Raw genomic sequence first — 14,586 nt, forward strand, 5'->3', positions numbered from 1 at the left:
AAAATCCGGGGCAATAAAGAAAGAGAACGATTGTCGAAGGAGTCGAGATGCGGTTGGTTTGGCGTTGGATGAGCGCGGCTTGTGTCGCGACCGGGGTGCTCGCGGCGACCGCAGGTGCGGCGCAGGCGGACGTGAAGATCGGCGTGACGCTGTCGACCACGGGGCCGGCGGCATCGCTGGGGATTCCCGAGAGGAATACGGTCGCGCTGCTGCCGAAGGAAATCGCCGGCCAACGCGTCGCGTACATCGTGCTCGACGACGCCACCGATTCCACCCAGGCCGTGAAGAACGCGCGCAAGCTGACGAGTGAAGAGCACGTGGACGCGCTGCTCGGCTCGACCGTGGTGCCGAATTCGCTCGCGATGATCGACGTCGCTGCCGAAACGTCCACCCCGATGATCTCGATGGCCGCTGCGGCCACGATCGTCGAGCCGATGGATGCGAAGCGCGCTTGGGTCTTCAAGACGCCGCAGAACGATCAGCTGATGGCCGGCGCCATCGCGCAGCACATGGCCGCGCACGGCGTGAAGACGGTGGCCTTCATCGGCTTCTCGGACGCCTATGGCGAGAGCTGGTACAAGGAATTCAGCGCCGCTGCCGCGAAGCAGAGCATCAAGATCGTGGCGAACGAGCGCTTCGCGCGCAACGACGCTTCGGTCACTGGCCAGGCGCTCAAGATGATCTCGCAGCATCCCGACGCCGTGCTGATCGCCGGCGCGGGCACGCCGGCCGCGCTGCCGCAGAAGACGCTCAAGGAGCGTGGCTACGCGGGCAAGATCTATCAGACGCATGGCGTGGCGAACAACGATTTCCTGCGTGTGTGCGGCAAGGATTGCGAGGGCACCTATCTGCCGGCGGGGCCGCTGCTTGTGGCCGACCAGTTGCCGGCCACGAATCCGGTCAGGCAATCGGCGCTCGCATACAAGGCGGCCTACGAAAAGGCCTATGGCGCGGGCTCGATCTCGACGTTCGGCGGTCATGCGTGGGACGCGGGCCTGTTGTTGCAGCACGCGATTCCGGTCGCGCTGAAGGCGGGCCAGCCGGGCACGAAGGCGTTCCGCGAGGCGCTGCGCAAGGCGCTTGAGGAGTCGCACGACGTTGCTGGCGCGCATGGCATCTTCAACATGAGCGCAACCGATCATGCGGGCCTCGATCAACGCGCGCGCGCGATGGTGCAGATTAGCGGCGGCAAGTGGAAGCTGGCCGGCGACTGAGTTTCACGAGGAACGCGCAAGCACAGCAAGCAAGAGACGAAAAAGGCACGCTCGAATCGAGGTGCCTTTTTTTGTTGCCGATGCAACGAAGCGGGGCGGGCAGGGAAAACCATGCATCACACGCAGGACCCTGATTACTACACTCAGAGGCCAGCGCTGGATTTACGAAGATCATAGTAATTGGCGCCGGATGACTCGATAACACGCAGACAAAGCGTTTGGAGACGCGCAATGAAAACGAAAAAGTGGGTTTTGAGATCGATTAGCGCCGGAATCGCAGCGGCGCTGATGGGGGCGGCGGGCATGGCCGCCGCGCAGGTGAAGATCGGTGTGACGCTGTCAGCAACGGGGCCGGCTGCGTCGCTCGGCATTCCGGAGAAGAACACCGTGGCGCTGTTGCCCAAGGAGATCGCAGGCAAGAGCGTGCAGTACATCGTGCTCGACGACGCCTCCGACACGAGCAAGGCCGTGCAGAACACGCACAAGCTGATCGACGAGGATCACGTGGACGCGATCATCGGTTCGTCGGTGACGCCCAACTCGCTGGCGATGCTCGACGTCGTGATGCAAGGCAAGACGCCGATGATCTCGCTTGCGGCGTCGGCGGCCATCGTGCAGCCAATGGACGACAAGCGTAAATGGGCGTTCAAGACGCCGCAAAACGATGACCTGATGGCCAATGCGATCGCGGGCTATATGGAGAAGCATGGCGTGAAGACGGTGGGCTTCATCGGCTTCACGGATGCCTACGGCGAGAGCTGGTACAAGGAATTCGGCGCGGCGGCCGCGAAGCATAATCTCAAGGTTGTCGCAAACGAGCGCTATAACCGCGCGGATTCGTCGGTCACGGGGCAGGTGCTCAAGCTGATGTCGGCGAATCCTGATGCCGTGCTGATCGCAGGCTCGGGCACGCCGGCGGCGCTGCCCGCGACCACGCTCAAGGATCGCGGCTACAAGGGCAAGATCTATCAGACGCACGGCGTAGCGAACAACGACTTCCTGCGTGTGTGCGGCAAGGACTGCGAAGGCGAGATCCTGCCCGCGGGCCCGATTCTGGTTGCGGATCAACTGCCTGATTCGAACCCTGTGAAGACGTCGGCGCTCGCGTATAAGGCGGCCTACGAGAAGGCCTACGGCGCGGGCTCCGTGGCGACCTTCGGCGGCCACGCCTGGGACGCGGGCCAGATGCTCCAGCGCGCGATTCCGGTGGCGCTGAAGGCCGGGCAGCCCGGTACCGAGGCGTTCCGCGTGGCGCTGCGCGACGCGTTGGAAAACGTCAAGGAACTGCCGCTCTCGCACGGCATCATGAACACCACGCCCACCAATCACAACGGCCTCGACGAGCGCGCGCGCGTGATTGTCGAGATCGTCAACGGCAAGTGGAAGTTGCAGGCCGAGTGAGCGCCGCGCACGATGTAGTGGCGTGACGCTGCGCAGCGTCACGTGAAACGCACGCCGCGCCCTCAACACTTGCGGTCCATTCCGGTCACTCACAATGGCCGCGCACCGCGTCTTCGCGGTGTCTCTTTTAAGGCGGCACAGCCCGGCGGCTGCGCCGCGCGCTTTTCTTGCATCGCCGGTTTTTTCGACGTATCCAGCTTGTTCCTGGTTTCACGCGCTACACAAAGAGGGGTTATGGATTTATCGATCGCCGCGATCCTCGCGCAGGACGGCATCACCACCGGAGCGATCTACGCGCTGCTTGCGCTCGCATTGGTGCTGGTGTTCTCCGTGACGCGGGTGATCTTAATTCCGCAGGGCGAGTTCGTCTCATACGGCGCGCTCACGCTGGCCGCGCTGCAATCGCAGAAGTTTCCCGCAACCTGCTGGCTGCTCGTTGCGCTGGGCGCCGCGTGCTTCGTGGTGGAGACTGCCGGGGTCGTGCGGCACGCCGAACGGCGCAAGCACGCGCCGCGCACGCTCGTGACGCTCGCGGGCAAGTATCTGCTGTTTCCTGTCGCGCTCTATGCGCTGACGCGCGGCGTAGCCGGGCAGCCGCTGCCCATGCTCGCGCAGATCGCGCTCACGCTCGCGATCGTCGTGCCGATGGGGCCGTTCGTCTACCGGCTCGCGTACGAGCCCATCGCCGAGGCGACCACGCTGCTGCTGCTGATCGTGGCCGTGGCCGTGCACTTCGCGATGGTGGGGCTCGGGCTCGTGATGTTCGGCGCCGAAGGTTCGCGCACGAACGCATTCACCGACGCAACGTTCAACGTCGGAAGCCTCTCGATTTCGGGGCAGAGCCTGTGGGTCATCGGCACTGCGGTGGTGCTGATCGTCGCGCTGTACTTCTATTTCGACCGCACGATCCCGGGCAAGGCGCTGCGCGCGACCTCGGTGAACCGGCTGGGCGCGCGCCTCGTGGGCATCGGCACGACCCAGGCCGGGCGGCTCGCGTTCACGCTCGCGGCAGGCCTGGGCGCGCTGTGCGGCGTGCTCGTGGCGCCGCTCACCACCATCTACTACGACTCGGGCTTCCTGATCGGTCTGAAGGGCTTCGTGGGCGCCATCATAGGCGGCCTCGTGAGTTATCCGCTTGCGGCTGCCGGCTCCGTGCTCGTGGGCCTGCTGGAGTCGTATTCGTCGTTCTGGGCAAGCTCCTACAAGGAAGTGATCGTGTTCACACTGATCATTCCCGTGCTGTTGTGGCGCAGTCTTTCCACGCCGCATGCTGAAGAGGAAGAGGAGTGACGCGATGAAACGACTCGTTTTGCACAACCGCTTCTTCTGGCTGTTCCTCGTGGTCATGTTCGCGCTGCCGGTGCTGCCAGGCCCCGTGCACGTGCCCGAGTACTGGATCACGCTGCTCAACTATATCGGCCTCTATTCGATCGTCGCCATCGGGCTCGTGCTGCTCACCGGCATCGGCGGGATGACGAGCTTCGGGCAGGCCGCGTTCGTCGGGCTCGGCGCCTATGCGACGGCTTTCCTGACCACGCAATACGGTGTTTCGCCGTGGCTGGCGCTGATCGTCGGTGTCGTGATCACGGCGCTTGTCGCGCTCGTGCTGGGGCTCGTCACCATGCGGCTTTCCGGTCACTTCTTGCCGCTCGGCACCATCGCTTGGGGCCTCGCGCTGTTCTTCCTGTTCGGCAACCTTGAGATGCTCGGCAAGTACGACGGGATCAATGGCATTCCGGTACTCAACGTGCTCGGCATCAAGCTCGAATCGGGGCGCCATATCTATTACCTGATCTGGGTGGTGGTGCTGGCGTCGGTCATCTCTGTTCAGAATCTGCTTAATAGCCGCACGGGCCGTGCCATCCGGGCGTTGCGCGGCGGTGGTTTGATGGCCGAGGCGATGGGCGTGAACACGGCGTGGATGCGCGTGGTGATCTTCGTTTACGCGGCGGTGCTCGCGGCGGTCTCCGGCTTCCTCTACGCACATCTGCAACGTGCGGTGAACCCGACGCCCTTTGGCCTGAACCACGGCATCGAATACCTGTTCATGGCCGTGGTGGGCGGCGTGGCGCACGTCTGGGGCGCAGTCCTCGGTGCTGCGATCCTCACCGTGCTGCAAGACTGGCTGCAGACGCTGTTGCCGAAGCTGTTGGGCGAGAACGGTAACTTCGAGATCATCGTGTTCGGCATCTTGATGGTGCTGCTGCTGCAATATGCTCGGCGCGGCGTGTGGCCGTTCGTGGCGCGCCTCTTTCCGCGCGGGCCGCAGGCTCACGTGCCCGAGCATGCCGAGGCCTTGCCGCAGCGCAGCAAGCCAGCCGCGGGCGAAATGCTGCTGACCGTCGATAAGGCGCGCAAGCAGTTTGGCGGGCTCGTCGCCGTCAATGATGTGAGTTTCGAGGTGCGGGCGGGGCAGATCATCGGCTTGATTGGCCCGAACGGCGCGGGCAAATCGACCACCTTCAACCTCGTGACCGGCGTGCTGCAACCGACCAGCGGTGCGATTACGTTCCGCGGCGAGCGCATCGACAAGCTGACTTCACGTGAAATCGTCGCGCGCGGTATCGGGCGGACGTTCCAGCACGTCAAGCTGCTGCCGACGATGACCGTGCTGGAGAACGTGGCGATTGGCGCGCATCTGCGCGGCCATTCGGGTGTGCTGCGCAGCGTCGTAAAGCTCAATGCTGCGGAGGAAGGGCGTCTAATGAGCGAGGCGGCCAGGCAGATTCGCCGCGTCGGCCTCGAGCAGCACATGTACGACGAGGCCGGCAGCCTCGCGCTTGGCCAGCAGCGCATTCTGGAGATTGCGCGGGCGCTCTGCTGCGATCCGACCCTGCTGTTGCTCGACGAGCCCGCAGCCGGCTTGCGTTACAAGGAGAAGCAACAGTTGGCGGGTCTGCTAAGCAGATTAAGAGAGGAGGGGATGAGCGTGCTGCTGGTCGAACACGACATGGATTTCGTGATGAACCTCACCGACCGCCTGGTCGTGATGGAGTTTGGCACGCGGATCGCGGAAGGATTGCCGGAAGACGTGCAGCAGGACCCGGCGGTGCTCGAGGCCTATCTGGGCGGGGTGGAGTGATGAGCGCACCTGTACTCGAAGTCTCTGGGCTCGCCGTCCGTTACGGCAAAATCGAGGCGCTGCACAAGGCCACAATCAAGGTGGGCGCGGGGCAAATCGTCTCCGTGATTGGCCCCAATGGAGCTGGCAAGTCCACGCTGCTCAACGCCATCATGGGTTCGCTGCCCGTCACGGGCCATGCCAGCGGCCGGATCGCCTATCAGGGTGAGGAAATCGGCATGCTGCCGATCGAGCGACGCGTCGCGCGCGGCATGTGTCTCGTGCCCGAGAAGCGCGAGCTGTTTGCTTCAATGACCGTCGAAGACAACCTCGTGCTCGGCGCTTATCGGCGTAAGCGGGCAGGGGAGCGCAACTTTCTCGACCAACTCGATCACGTCTTTCAACTGTTTCCGCGTCTGAAGGAGCGGCGCGCCCAGGCTGCGGGCACGCTGTCGGGCGGCGAGCGCCAGATGCTCGCGGTCGGGCGTGCGCTAATGGGCAAGCCGGATCTGCTGATGCTCGATGAGCCTAGCCTCGGGCTTGCGCCGCTGATCGTCAAGGAAATCTTCCATATCATCAGCGCCTTGCGACAGACGGGCGTGGCGACGCTTCTGATCGAACAGAACGCTCGCGCCGCACTGCAGATTTCCGATTACGGCTACGTATTGGAAACCGGCGATCTGGCGCTCGAGGGGCCGGCGCAATATCTGGCGCAGAATCCGCGGGTGATCGAGACTTACCTTGGTTTGGCTAAAAAGCAGGTCTGATCTCGTCAACCTCTGTAGAAATGAGCGGCGTGTTTCACGTGAAACACGCCGTTTTTTATTCGCGTGCGCTAACTGGCTCTGCGGCTCTGCATGGGACCGGAGTTGAAGCACTAACTCCGGCCGACAAAAATTCGGGTGTGAACGACCTAAAACCTGAAACCGTTATAATTCGCGCATACCACATTTTTCTGAGAAGGCTCACGCGGTCCATTCGTCCATGCGTGAGGTCCAGCCATGCTTTTTCCCACAGAATTTGACGTCATCGTCGTCGGCGGCGGTCACGCCGGCACCGAGGCTGCGCTTGCCGCCGCTCGCATGGGCGTCAAGACGCTCCTGCTCACGCACAACATCGAAACGCTCGGCCAAATGAGCTGCAATCCGTCGATCGGCGGCATTGGCAAAGGCCATCTGGTCAAGGAAGTCGACGCGCTAGGCGGTGCGATGGCCGCTGCCACCGACGAGGGGGGCATCCAGTTCCGGATTCTCAATTCGTCCAAAGGGCCGGCTGTGCGTGCGACGCGTGCGCAGGCCGACCGTATCTTGTACAAGGCAGCGATCCGCCGACGGCTCGAAAATCAGCCGAACCTGTGGCTGTTCCAGCAGGCGGTTGAGGATCTGATGGTTGAAGGCGACCGCGTTGTCGGGGCTGTGACGCAGGTGGGCATCCGCTTCCGCGCACGCGCGGTGGTGCTGACGGCGGGAACGTTCCTCGACGGCAAGATTCATGTAGGCCTGAACAACTACACAGGCGGCCGTGCCGGTGACCCGGCGGCGGTGACGCTGTCTGCACGCCTGAAAGAGCTGAAGCTGCCGCAAGGGCGCCTTAAAACGGGCACGCCGCCGCGCATTGATGGTCGCTCGATCGATTTTTCGATGCTCGAAGAGCAGCCAGGCGACCTCGATCCGGTGCCTGTGTTCTCGTTTCTGGGCAGGGCAGAGCAGCATCCGAAGCAGATTCCCTGCTGGGTTACACACACCAACGAACGTACGCACGACATTATTCGCGGCGGTCTCGACCGCTCGCCCATGTATACAGGCGTGATCGAAGGGGTGGGGCCACGCTATTGCCCGTCCATCGAAGACAAAATCCACCGATTTGCCTCAAAGGAATCGCATCAGATCTTCCTGGAGCCCGAAGGCCTGACGACGAACGAGTTCTACCCAAATGGGATCTCGACGAGTCTGCCGTTCGACGTTCAGCTGGAGCTCGTGCATTCGATGCGCGGGCTGGAGCATGCTCATATTCTGCGCCCCGGCTATGCGATCGAGTATGACTACTTCGATCCGCGCGGCCTGAAGGCATCGCTGGAAACGAAGGTGATTAGTGGTCTGTTCTTCGCGGGCCAGATTAATGGCACGACCGGCTACGAAGAGGCCGCAGCGCAAGGCCTGCTTGCGGGCATCAACGCAGGCTTGCAGGTGCAGGGTAAGGACGCGTGGTGTCCGCGCCGAGATCAAGCGTACCTCGGCGTGCTGGTCGACGACTTGGTGACACGCGGCGTTTCCGAGCCGTACCGCATGTTTACGAGCCGCGCGGAGTACCGTCTGAGCCTGCGCGAAGACAATGCCGATATGCGCCTGACGGAAATCGGCCGTGAACTTGGTGTTGTCGACGATATTCGCTGGGATGCATTCAGCCGCAAGCGCGACGCTGTTTCACGTGAAACAGAGCGCCTGAAGTCGACTTGGGTGAATCCGAAGACATTGGGCGCAGAAGAGGCAACCGCGCTCTTCGGCAAACCCATCGATCGCGAGTACAACCTCGCGGATCTGCTGCGCCGTCCTGGTGTGAGCTACGATGGCGTGTGCGGCCTGCGCGAAGGCGCCTGCGCGCCTGACACACCGCTTGCTGACGACGAAATCCTGCTTGCCCAGATCAAGGAGCAGATCGAAATCGGCATCAAATATCAGGGCTATATCGATCGTCAGGCCGATGAGATCGAGCGCAACGGCGCTCACGAGAATACGCGTCTGCCGGACGGCATCGATTACGCTGAAGTTCGCGGTCTATCGTTCGAGGCGCGCCAGAAATTGAATCAATTCCGCCCCGAAACCATTGGCCAGGCGTCGCGCATCTCGGGCATCACGCCTGCCGCTATCTCTCTGCTGATGGTTCACCTGAAGCGCGGCTTGGGCCGCCGGCGCCAGAACCCGTCCGATCAGGGCGCCGACAACACGACGGTGGCTCAATGACGGGGCGCGCAAGGCAACCCGGCATCACGGATCGCGACGCGCTCGCACGGCTGCTGAAGGATGGCGCGCAGGCGCTCTCCCTTGATTTGAGCGAGCGGCAGCACGAGCAGTTGCTGGACTATGTCGCATTGCTGGCGAAGTGGAACGCCGTCTATAACCTGACGGCGATCCGTGATCCGCGCCAGATGCTCATCCAGCATATCCTCGATTCGCTTTCGATCCTGCCGCATTTACCCAAATGCGCCGACGCCTCGGTGCTCGACGTTGGCTCGGGCGGCGGCTTGCCCGGCATCGTACTCGCGATTGCGCGTCCGGACTGGCAAGTCACCCTGAATGACATCGTGCAAAAGAAGTCGGCGTTCCAGTCGCAGGCCAAGGCTGAATTGGGTCTCGCGAATCTGTCTGTGGTGACGGGGCGTGTTGAATCGCTGCGTCCTGGGATCGAAGTGTCAAAAAAATTCGATCTGATCGTCTCGCGGGCATTCGCGGAACTGGCCGATTTCGTTACACTGGCCCGTCACCTTGTTGCGGACGGTGGTGCGATCTGGGCGATGAAGGGCGTGAGGCCCGACACCGAGATCGAGCGCTTGCCAGATGGGGCGCGCACGCTGCAGACGATTCGTCTGACGGTACCGATGCTCGATGCGGAGCGGCATCTGACCGAAGTGGTGGTTGAGCCGACACAATAACGTAGTTCACTGGCGGAGATGGCCAGGCTCATACGGCCCAAGCCGAATGGCCCAGGCCGAATGACCGGATAGCGCGCCCAGCGGCATATACGCTATAACGTAAGCAAACTTTTTAAGGCAGTAAAAGGGACACACAAAAGATGGCAAAAATCTTCTGCGTTGCGAACCAGAAGGGTGGCGTCGGCAAGACGACGACAACGGTCAATCTCGCCGCGAGCCTCGCATCGCAGGGACAGCGTGTCCTTCTCATTGATCTCGACCCGCAGGGCAATGCCACGATGGGCAGCGGCATCGACAAGGCGGCGTGCGAGAACACGGTTTACGAAGTGCTGGTCGACGGCGTTTCGGTGCCGGAGGCGCGCACGCGGCCGGAGCAGGCGGGCTACGACGTTCTGCCGGCCAATCGCGAGCTCGCGGGTGCCGAAGTGGAACTGGTGACGGTCGAGCAGCGCGAGCGCCGCTTGCGGGCTGCGCTCGCCCAGGTCGACGACGAATACGATTTCGTGCTGATCGACTGCCCGCCGGCGTTGTCCTTGCTCACACTCAACGGACTATGCGCGGCGCACGGTGTCGTGATTCCGATGCAGTGCGAGTACTTTGCGCTCGAGGGGTTGTCAGACCTCGTCAACACGATCAAGCAGGTGCACGCGAACATGAATCGCGACCTGAAGGTGATCGGTCTTTTGCGCGTGATGTTCGATCCGCGCATCACGCTGCAGCAACAGGTTTCTGAGCAACTGAAGGAGCACTTTGGCGACAAGGTGTTCGACGCGGTGATTCCGCGCAACGTGCGGCTTGCCGAAGCGCCTAGCTATGGCTTGCCGGGCGTGGTGTTCGATCGCGCGTCGCGCGGCGCGCAGGCTTATGTGCAATTCGGCGCGGAAATGATCGAGCGCGTACGCGCACTCTGACTCGGACTGGGGAAGCACGATGAACGCAGTAGCACGGAAGAAAGGACTGGGCCGAGGACTCGAAGCATTGCTCGGCGGCAGCGCGGACATTACCGAAGCGGTGAAGATCGAGGGCGCGCCCAATACGCTCGCGCTCACGCAGATGCAAGCCGGCAAATACCAGCCGCGCACGCGCATGGACGAAGGCGCGCTACAGGAACTCGCGGCGAGCATCCGTGCGCAAGGGCTGATGCAACCGATCCTGGTGCGCCCGGTTGGCCCCGAGCGCTATGAGATCATCGCGGGCGAGCGACGCTTCCGTGCGGCGCACATTGCCGGTCTCAAGGAAGTGCCGGTTCTCGTTAAGGATGTGCCCGACCAGGCCGCAGCCGCGATGGCGCTGATCGAGAACATCCAGCGCGAAGACCTCAATCCGCTTGAAGAGGCGCAGGGCATTCAGCGTCTGCTCGACGAGTTCAGTTTCACGCACGAGCAGGCCGCCGAATCGGTGGGGCGCTCGCGTAGCGCGGTGTCGAACCTGCTGCGTTTGCTGAATCTTGCTGCACCGGTGCAGACCATGCTGCTCGCAGGCGATCTCGACATGGGCCACGCGCGTGCGTTGCTCGCAGTCGATGCGGCCACGCAGATCACGCTCGCCAATCAGGTGGTCAACAAGCGCATGTCGGTGCGTGAAACGGAAAAGCTCGTTTCGAACACCACCAAGGCCGCCCCCGCAGTGAAGGCGAAGGCCGCGCACGACGGCGGCCGCGACACGCGCCGTCTCGAAGATGAGCTGTCCGATTTGCTGGCTGCCACGGTCAAGATCAAGCTTGGCAGGAGAGGGCGCGGCCAGCTCACTGTCGATTTCGGCGACCTCGATGCGCTCGATGGTATTCTGCTTCGCCTGCGTGGCGAAGCTGCTGTTTGACTCCATGCTCATAGTCGTTTGCCGTGCGTGAATCCCATACTGCTTTGCGCGGCCCGTTAAGCGTGCTGCGCGGGGTCGGCGCGTTCGCGCTTGCCGAGCCGGTTTTGTCGATACTCGTTGTCGCGTTCGTCGCGTTGCAGATTTGCGCGCCGCGCGCATGGTCTTCGCTTCCCGCGCTGGTCGACTGGCAAACGGTGATGACGCTCGCCGGTCTGCTGATTCTCACCAAAGCGCTTGAATACTCAGGATTCCTGACGTGGGTGGCGCATCGGCTGGTGCACCGAATTCGTTCCGAGCGCTCGCTCGCATTCCTTCTCGTTGCATTCGCAGCGTTGCTCTCGACGGTGGTGACGAACGACGTCGCGCTTTTTGTCGTGGTGCCGCTCGTGCTGTCGTTGCACCGACTTACGCCGCTGCCGCTAAAGCGGCTTGTCATCGTGATCGCGCTCGCCGTGAATGCGGGCTCAGTGCTCACGCCGCTAGGCAACCCGCAGAACCTGTTTCTTTGGCAACTTAGCGGTGCGTCATTTGGTCGCTTCGTTGCGTCGCTTGCGCCGCTCTGCGCGCTGTTGATGGCGCTGCTGTTCGTGCTCGCCGCGCTTCTTTTCAAGCCTAAGCCACTCGATTTGACGATCGACGTCGAACGGCATCCAGTCGATCGCGCGCTGGCAGGCGTTGCCGCATTACTTTTCGTCGCGTTCGTGCTGCTTGCAGACACGCATCGCGCGGGCATCGCATTGGGTGGCGTCGGAGTCGGTTTTCTCATCTGGCGCATGAAAATCGTGCTGAAGATCGACTGGCTTTTGCTGCTGATCTTCGTGCTGATGTTCATCGTGTTACGCAGCGCCGCCGCGCTGCCGTGGATTCACCACGCACTTGAGAATCTCGGGTTGCAGACGCCGCTACGCGCCTATGCAGCAGGCGCCATCCTCTCGCAGGGCATCAGCAACGTGCCTGCCGCCATCGTGCTCGCGGGTTTCACGCACGACTGGCGCGCGTTGGCGTTTGGCGTGAGCGTCGGTGGTTTCGGGTTTGCCATCGGTTCGCTGGCGAATTTGATTGCCGTGCGGCTTTCCGGCGTGCAAGGCGTGTGGCTGCCGTTCCATTTGATCTCTATCCCGTTCTGGGTAATCGCCGTTATCGGTGGTGGACTAGTGTTGTATTTTTTCTGACAGAAAAACCACAATGCAGCGACACAGTCATCTTTCCACGGTAAAATCGCGCCCCGTTTTGCTTGGCTCTCCTGACGTTCGCGCGTGACCTTACAGTTTCCGTTACCTGCGGCGTAATGGTGAGTTTTCCGCATGATGAAGTAGTATTTCATGCGTGTTATGAAACGGCCTAAAGTCTTGAATTGGCTGCAACTATCGCTTACAATCGCCCGGATTTATTTGGTTGGCGGGGCTGTAAGCGCGCTGCAAGAAACCGGGCGGAAGCCAAATATCCGGAATAACGCAATGGTGGGTCAGAGGCCAGACGAGGCGCCGCAGGCGCATGAAGGGCCCGATGGTCCACAACGCGGAGCCGAAGCATCCAGCGAAAAGCAGGGGGCAGGTCCGGACAGAGGACGAGCCGCTAGTGCGCGTGTTGATTCCACAACGGATCACAACGCACGATGGGATCAGCTAGACGCCGACCAGCAAGATAACAACGACATCGTTCCGCTCACCCGGGCCGAAGCCGAGCAGCTCTTCGGCGCACAGGTGAGCCGCCCGTCGCGCGTCACGCCGTTTCGTGTCGTGGCAGCGCAAGTGGCTTTGTCCCTGGTTGCCGCTTTGTTGTGGTGGCTGTTTTATAAGCCGCCGGGGGCGACTGCGCCGGACGCCGTAGCGCTGTCCGCGTTGCTGGGCGGAGCGATCTGCTGGATACCCGGAGCGCTGTTCGCGGCGCGCCTGAAGCAGTTGAGCAGGGCCGGCACGGTGATGAACTGGATGCTCGGCGAAGCATTCAAGATGGGGGCGACGATTGCGATGTTCGTTGCCATTGCGTTCTGGTATCGCGACGTGCAATGGATCCCGTTGCTCGCCACTTACCTGATCGTGCTGAAGACATACTGGATCGCGCTCGCGTGGCGCTGACCCGCAGCTGGCATCGCGCCGCCTTTCATGTGGAAGGCGTGGAGGCGAACAAAGCGGCAAGTGGTTGGCACATGTTGGAGTAAGACTCGATCCGAGGCGGTGCGTTCCCGCAACAGGTTGTTGCGCGGGAGTGGCCGAAACCGATTTTCGACAATTTGGGTGGTTTTAACGATATGGCAGCCAGCGAAGGAACGAGCGCTCCGGGTCCGTCCGAGTACATTGCGCACCACTTGCAGAACTTTGCCACTGGGCACCAGACGTCGATCGTCGATTTCCATGTCTGGAATCTCGACACGCTGTTCTGGTCGATCCTTTGTGGCCTCGTGACCATCCTCTTGCTGCGCCTCGCCGCGCGCAAGGCGACCCCGGGCGTGCCGGGCCGTTTCCAGTGCGCCATCGAAATGCTGGTGGAAATGGTCGAGGATCAGTCGAAGGCCATCGTCCACGGCAACCGTAAATTCATCGCACCGCTCGCGCTGACCGTGTTCGTCTGGGTCGCGCTCATGAACTCCCTCGACTTCATTCCCGTCGATCTTCCGACTCGCGTGATTGGCTGGCTCGGCCTGAGCGAAGTGTTCCCGCATCAGCGCATCGTCCCGACGGCCGACCTCAACGGCACGTTCGGCATCGCGCTCGGCGTGTTCGTGCTGATGATCTATTACAACCTCAAGATCAAGGGCGCAGGCGGCTTCGTGCACGAACTACTGTCGGCCCCGTTCGGCGCGCATCCGGTCCTGTGGATCCCGAACCTTGCACTTAACATCATCGAGTTCGTCGCCAAGACGGTTTCGCTCGCCCTGCGGTTGTTCGGCAACATGTATGCAGGCGAACTGCTGTTCCTGCTGATCGCGCTGCTGGGCGGTCTGTGGAGCTTCGGCGCGGACACGACGGTGCTTGGCTTCATCGGCCACGTGATTGCGGGCAGCGTCTGGGCGATCTTCCACATCCTGATCGTTCTGCTGCAGGCGTTCATTTTCATGATGCTGACGCTGGTGTACATCGGCCAGGCACACGACAAGCACTAAGGGCTTGTCGAACCCAGAATTGCAGTTTTAAATCCCCAGTTCCAAAAAATCTCACAAAGGAGTGATCATGCAAGCTTTCATCGCCAACATCCAGGGTTTCACGGCCATCGGTATCGGCATCATCATCGGCCTGGGTGCAATCGGCGCCTGTATCGGTATCGGCCTGATGGGCGGCAAGTACATCGAAGCCTGCGCACGTCAGCCTGAACTGATGAACCCGCTGCAGACGAAGATGTTCCTGCTGGCTGGTCTGATCGACGCGGCGTTCCTGATTGGCGTGGGTGTTGCAATGCTGTTCGCGTTCGCTAACCCGCTGCTCTCGAAGCTCGCGGGCTAAGTT

General features: G+C 62.0%; 13 protein-coding genes. All 13 read left to right on the forward strand.

The features are described from left to right. The first annotated feature begins 47 nt into the window (after positions 1-47). The 13 genes from PWP93_RS12935 (at position 48) to atpE (ending at position 14,583) form a co-directional block, all read left to right on the forward strand. Positions 48-1,214, forward strand: a complete 1,167-nt coding sequence (locus tag PWP93_RS12935) for an ABC transporter substrate-binding protein (protein WP_421044742.1) — start codon at positions 48-50, stop codon at positions 1,212-1,214. A gap of 231 nt (positions 1,215-1,445) precedes the next feature. Next, on the forward strand, positions 1,446-2,615 hold the full coding sequence (locus PWP93_RS12940; protein ID WP_421044743.1) for an ABC transporter substrate-binding protein: 1,170 nt from the start codon (positions 1,446-1,448) through the stop codon (positions 2,613-2,615). A gap of 234 nt (positions 2,616-2,849) precedes the next feature. Then, complete coding sequence (locus tag PWP93_RS12945; RefSeq protein WP_421044744.1) at positions 2,850-3,905, forward strand: branched-chain amino acid ABC transporter permease; 1,056 nt, start codon at positions 2,850-2,852, stop codon at positions 3,903-3,905. Between the two features lie 4 nt (positions 3,906-3,909). Continuing rightward, positions 3,910-5,697 (forward strand): ABC transporter permease subunit, encoded by a 1,788-nt coding sequence (locus PWP93_RS12950; protein WP_421044745.1) that lies wholly within the window; start codon positions 3,910-3,912, stop codon positions 5,695-5,697. Continuing rightward, positions 5,697-6,443 carry an ABC transporter ATP-binding protein gene (locus PWP93_RS12955; protein WP_421044746.1) on the forward strand — a complete coding sequence of 249 codons (747 nt, stop codon included), beginning with the start codon at positions 5,697-5,699 and terminating at the stop codon, positions 6,441-6,443. The genes PWP93_RS12950 and PWP93_RS12955 overlap by 1 nt, the downstream gene beginning before the upstream one ends. A 234-nt stretch (positions 6,444-6,677) precedes the next feature. Beyond that, complete coding sequence (gene mnmG / locus PWP93_RS12960; protein ID WP_421044747.1) at positions 6,678-8,636, forward strand: tRNA uridine-5-carboxymethylaminomethyl(34) synthesis enzyme MnmG; 1,959 nt, start codon at positions 6,678-6,680, stop codon at positions 8,634-8,636. After that, complete coding sequence (rsmG, locus tag PWP93_RS12965; protein WP_421044748.1) at positions 8,633-9,325, forward strand: 16S rRNA (guanine(527)-N(7))-methyltransferase RsmG; 693 nt, start codon at positions 8,633-8,635, stop codon at positions 9,323-9,325. The genes mnmG and rsmG overlap by 4 nt, the downstream gene beginning before the upstream one ends. 140 nt (positions 9,326-9,465) lie before the next feature. Further along, on the forward strand, positions 9,466-10,236 hold the full coding sequence (locus PWP93_RS12970; RefSeq protein WP_421044749.1) for a ParA family protein: 771 nt from the start codon (positions 9,466-9,468) through the stop codon (positions 10,234-10,236). Positions 10,237-10,255: 19 nt separating this feature from the next. Beyond that, positions 10,256-11,143: a ParB/RepB/Spo0J family partition protein gene (locus tag PWP93_RS12975; RefSeq protein ID WP_421025073.1), complete on the forward strand. Its 888-nt coding sequence runs from the start codon at positions 10,256-10,258 to the stop codon at positions 11,141-11,143. 62 nt (positions 11,144-11,205) lie between these two features. Next, entirely contained in the window at positions 11,206-12,315 is a 1,110-nt protein-coding gene (locus PWP93_RS12980; RefSeq protein WP_421044750.1) for an SLC13 family permease, read from the forward strand. Between the two features lie 285 nt (positions 12,316-12,600). Further along, complete coding sequence (locus PWP93_RS12985; protein ID WP_421045085.1) at positions 12,601-13,221, forward strand: ATP synthase subunit I; 621 nt, start codon at positions 12,601-12,603, stop codon at positions 13,219-13,221. 173 nt (positions 13,222-13,394) lie between these two features. Beyond that, positions 13,395-14,246, forward strand: a complete 852-nt coding sequence (gene atpB, locus PWP93_RS12990; protein WP_421025072.1) for a F0F1 ATP synthase subunit A — start codon at positions 13,395-13,397, stop codon at positions 14,244-14,246. Positions 14,247-14,313: 67 nt separating this feature from the next. Continuing rightward, positions 14,314-14,583 carry a F0F1 ATP synthase subunit C gene (atpE, locus tag PWP93_RS12995; protein ID WP_028203308.1) on the forward strand — a complete coding sequence of 90 codons (270 nt, stop codon included), beginning with the start codon at positions 14,314-14,316 and terminating at the stop codon, positions 14,581-14,583. Positions 14,584-14,586: the final 3 nt, after the last annotated feature.

Source organism: Paraburkholderia sp. A1RI-2L, assembly GCF_048957375.1.
Lineage (GTDB): Bacteria > Pseudomonadota > Gammaproteobacteria > Burkholderiales > Burkholderiaceae > Paraburkholderia.

What these genes read in the sequence shown, in the direction of transcription:
- PWP93_RS12955 (WP_421044746.1), top strand. Translation starts at nt 5,697, where the DNA reads ATGAGCGCACCTGTACTCGAAGTCTCTGGGCTCGCCGTCCGTTACGGC.
- PWP93_RS12940 (WP_421044743.1), top strand. Translation starts at nt 1,446, where the DNA reads ATGAAAACGAAAAAGTGGGTTTTGAGATCGATTAGCGCCGGAATCGCA.
- PWP93_RS12945 (WP_421044744.1), top strand. Translation starts at nt 2,850, where the DNA reads ATGGATTTATCGATCGCCGCGATCCTCGCGCAGGACGGCATCACCACC.
- PWP93_RS12935 (WP_421044742.1), top strand. Translation starts at nt 48, where the DNA reads ATGCGGTTGGTTTGGCGTTGGATGAGCGCGGCTTGTGTCGCGACCGGG.
- atpB (WP_421025072.1), top strand. Translation starts at nt 13,395, where the DNA reads ATGGCAGCCAGCGAAGGAACGAGCGCTCCGGGTCCGTCCGAGTACATT.
- PWP93_RS12975 (WP_421025073.1), top strand. Translation starts at nt 10,256, where the DNA reads ATGAACGCAGTAGCACGGAAGAAAGGACTGGGCCGAGGACTCGAAGCA.
- PWP93_RS12950 (WP_421044745.1), top strand. Translation starts at nt 3,910, where the DNA reads ATGAAACGACTCGTTTTGCACAACCGCTTCTTCTGGCTGTTCCTCGTG.
- rsmG (WP_421044748.1), top strand. Translation starts at nt 8,633, where the DNA reads ATGACGGGGCGCGCAAGGCAACCCGGCATCACGGATCGCGACGCGCTC.
- atpE (WP_028203308.1), top strand. Translation starts at nt 14,314, where the DNA reads ATGCAAGCTTTCATCGCCAACATCCAGGGTTTCACGGCCATCGGTATC.
- PWP93_RS12985 (WP_421045085.1), top strand. Translation starts at nt 12,601, where the DNA reads ATGGTGGGTCAGAGGCCAGACGAGGCGCCGCAGGCGCATGAAGGGCCC.
- mnmG (WP_421044747.1), top strand. Translation starts at nt 6,678, where the DNA reads ATGCTTTTTCCCACAGAATTTGACGTCATCGTCGTCGGCGGCGGTCAC.
- PWP93_RS12970 (WP_421044749.1), top strand. Translation starts at nt 9,466, where the DNA reads ATGGCAAAAATCTTCTGCGTTGCGAACCAGAAGGGTGGCGTCGGCAAG.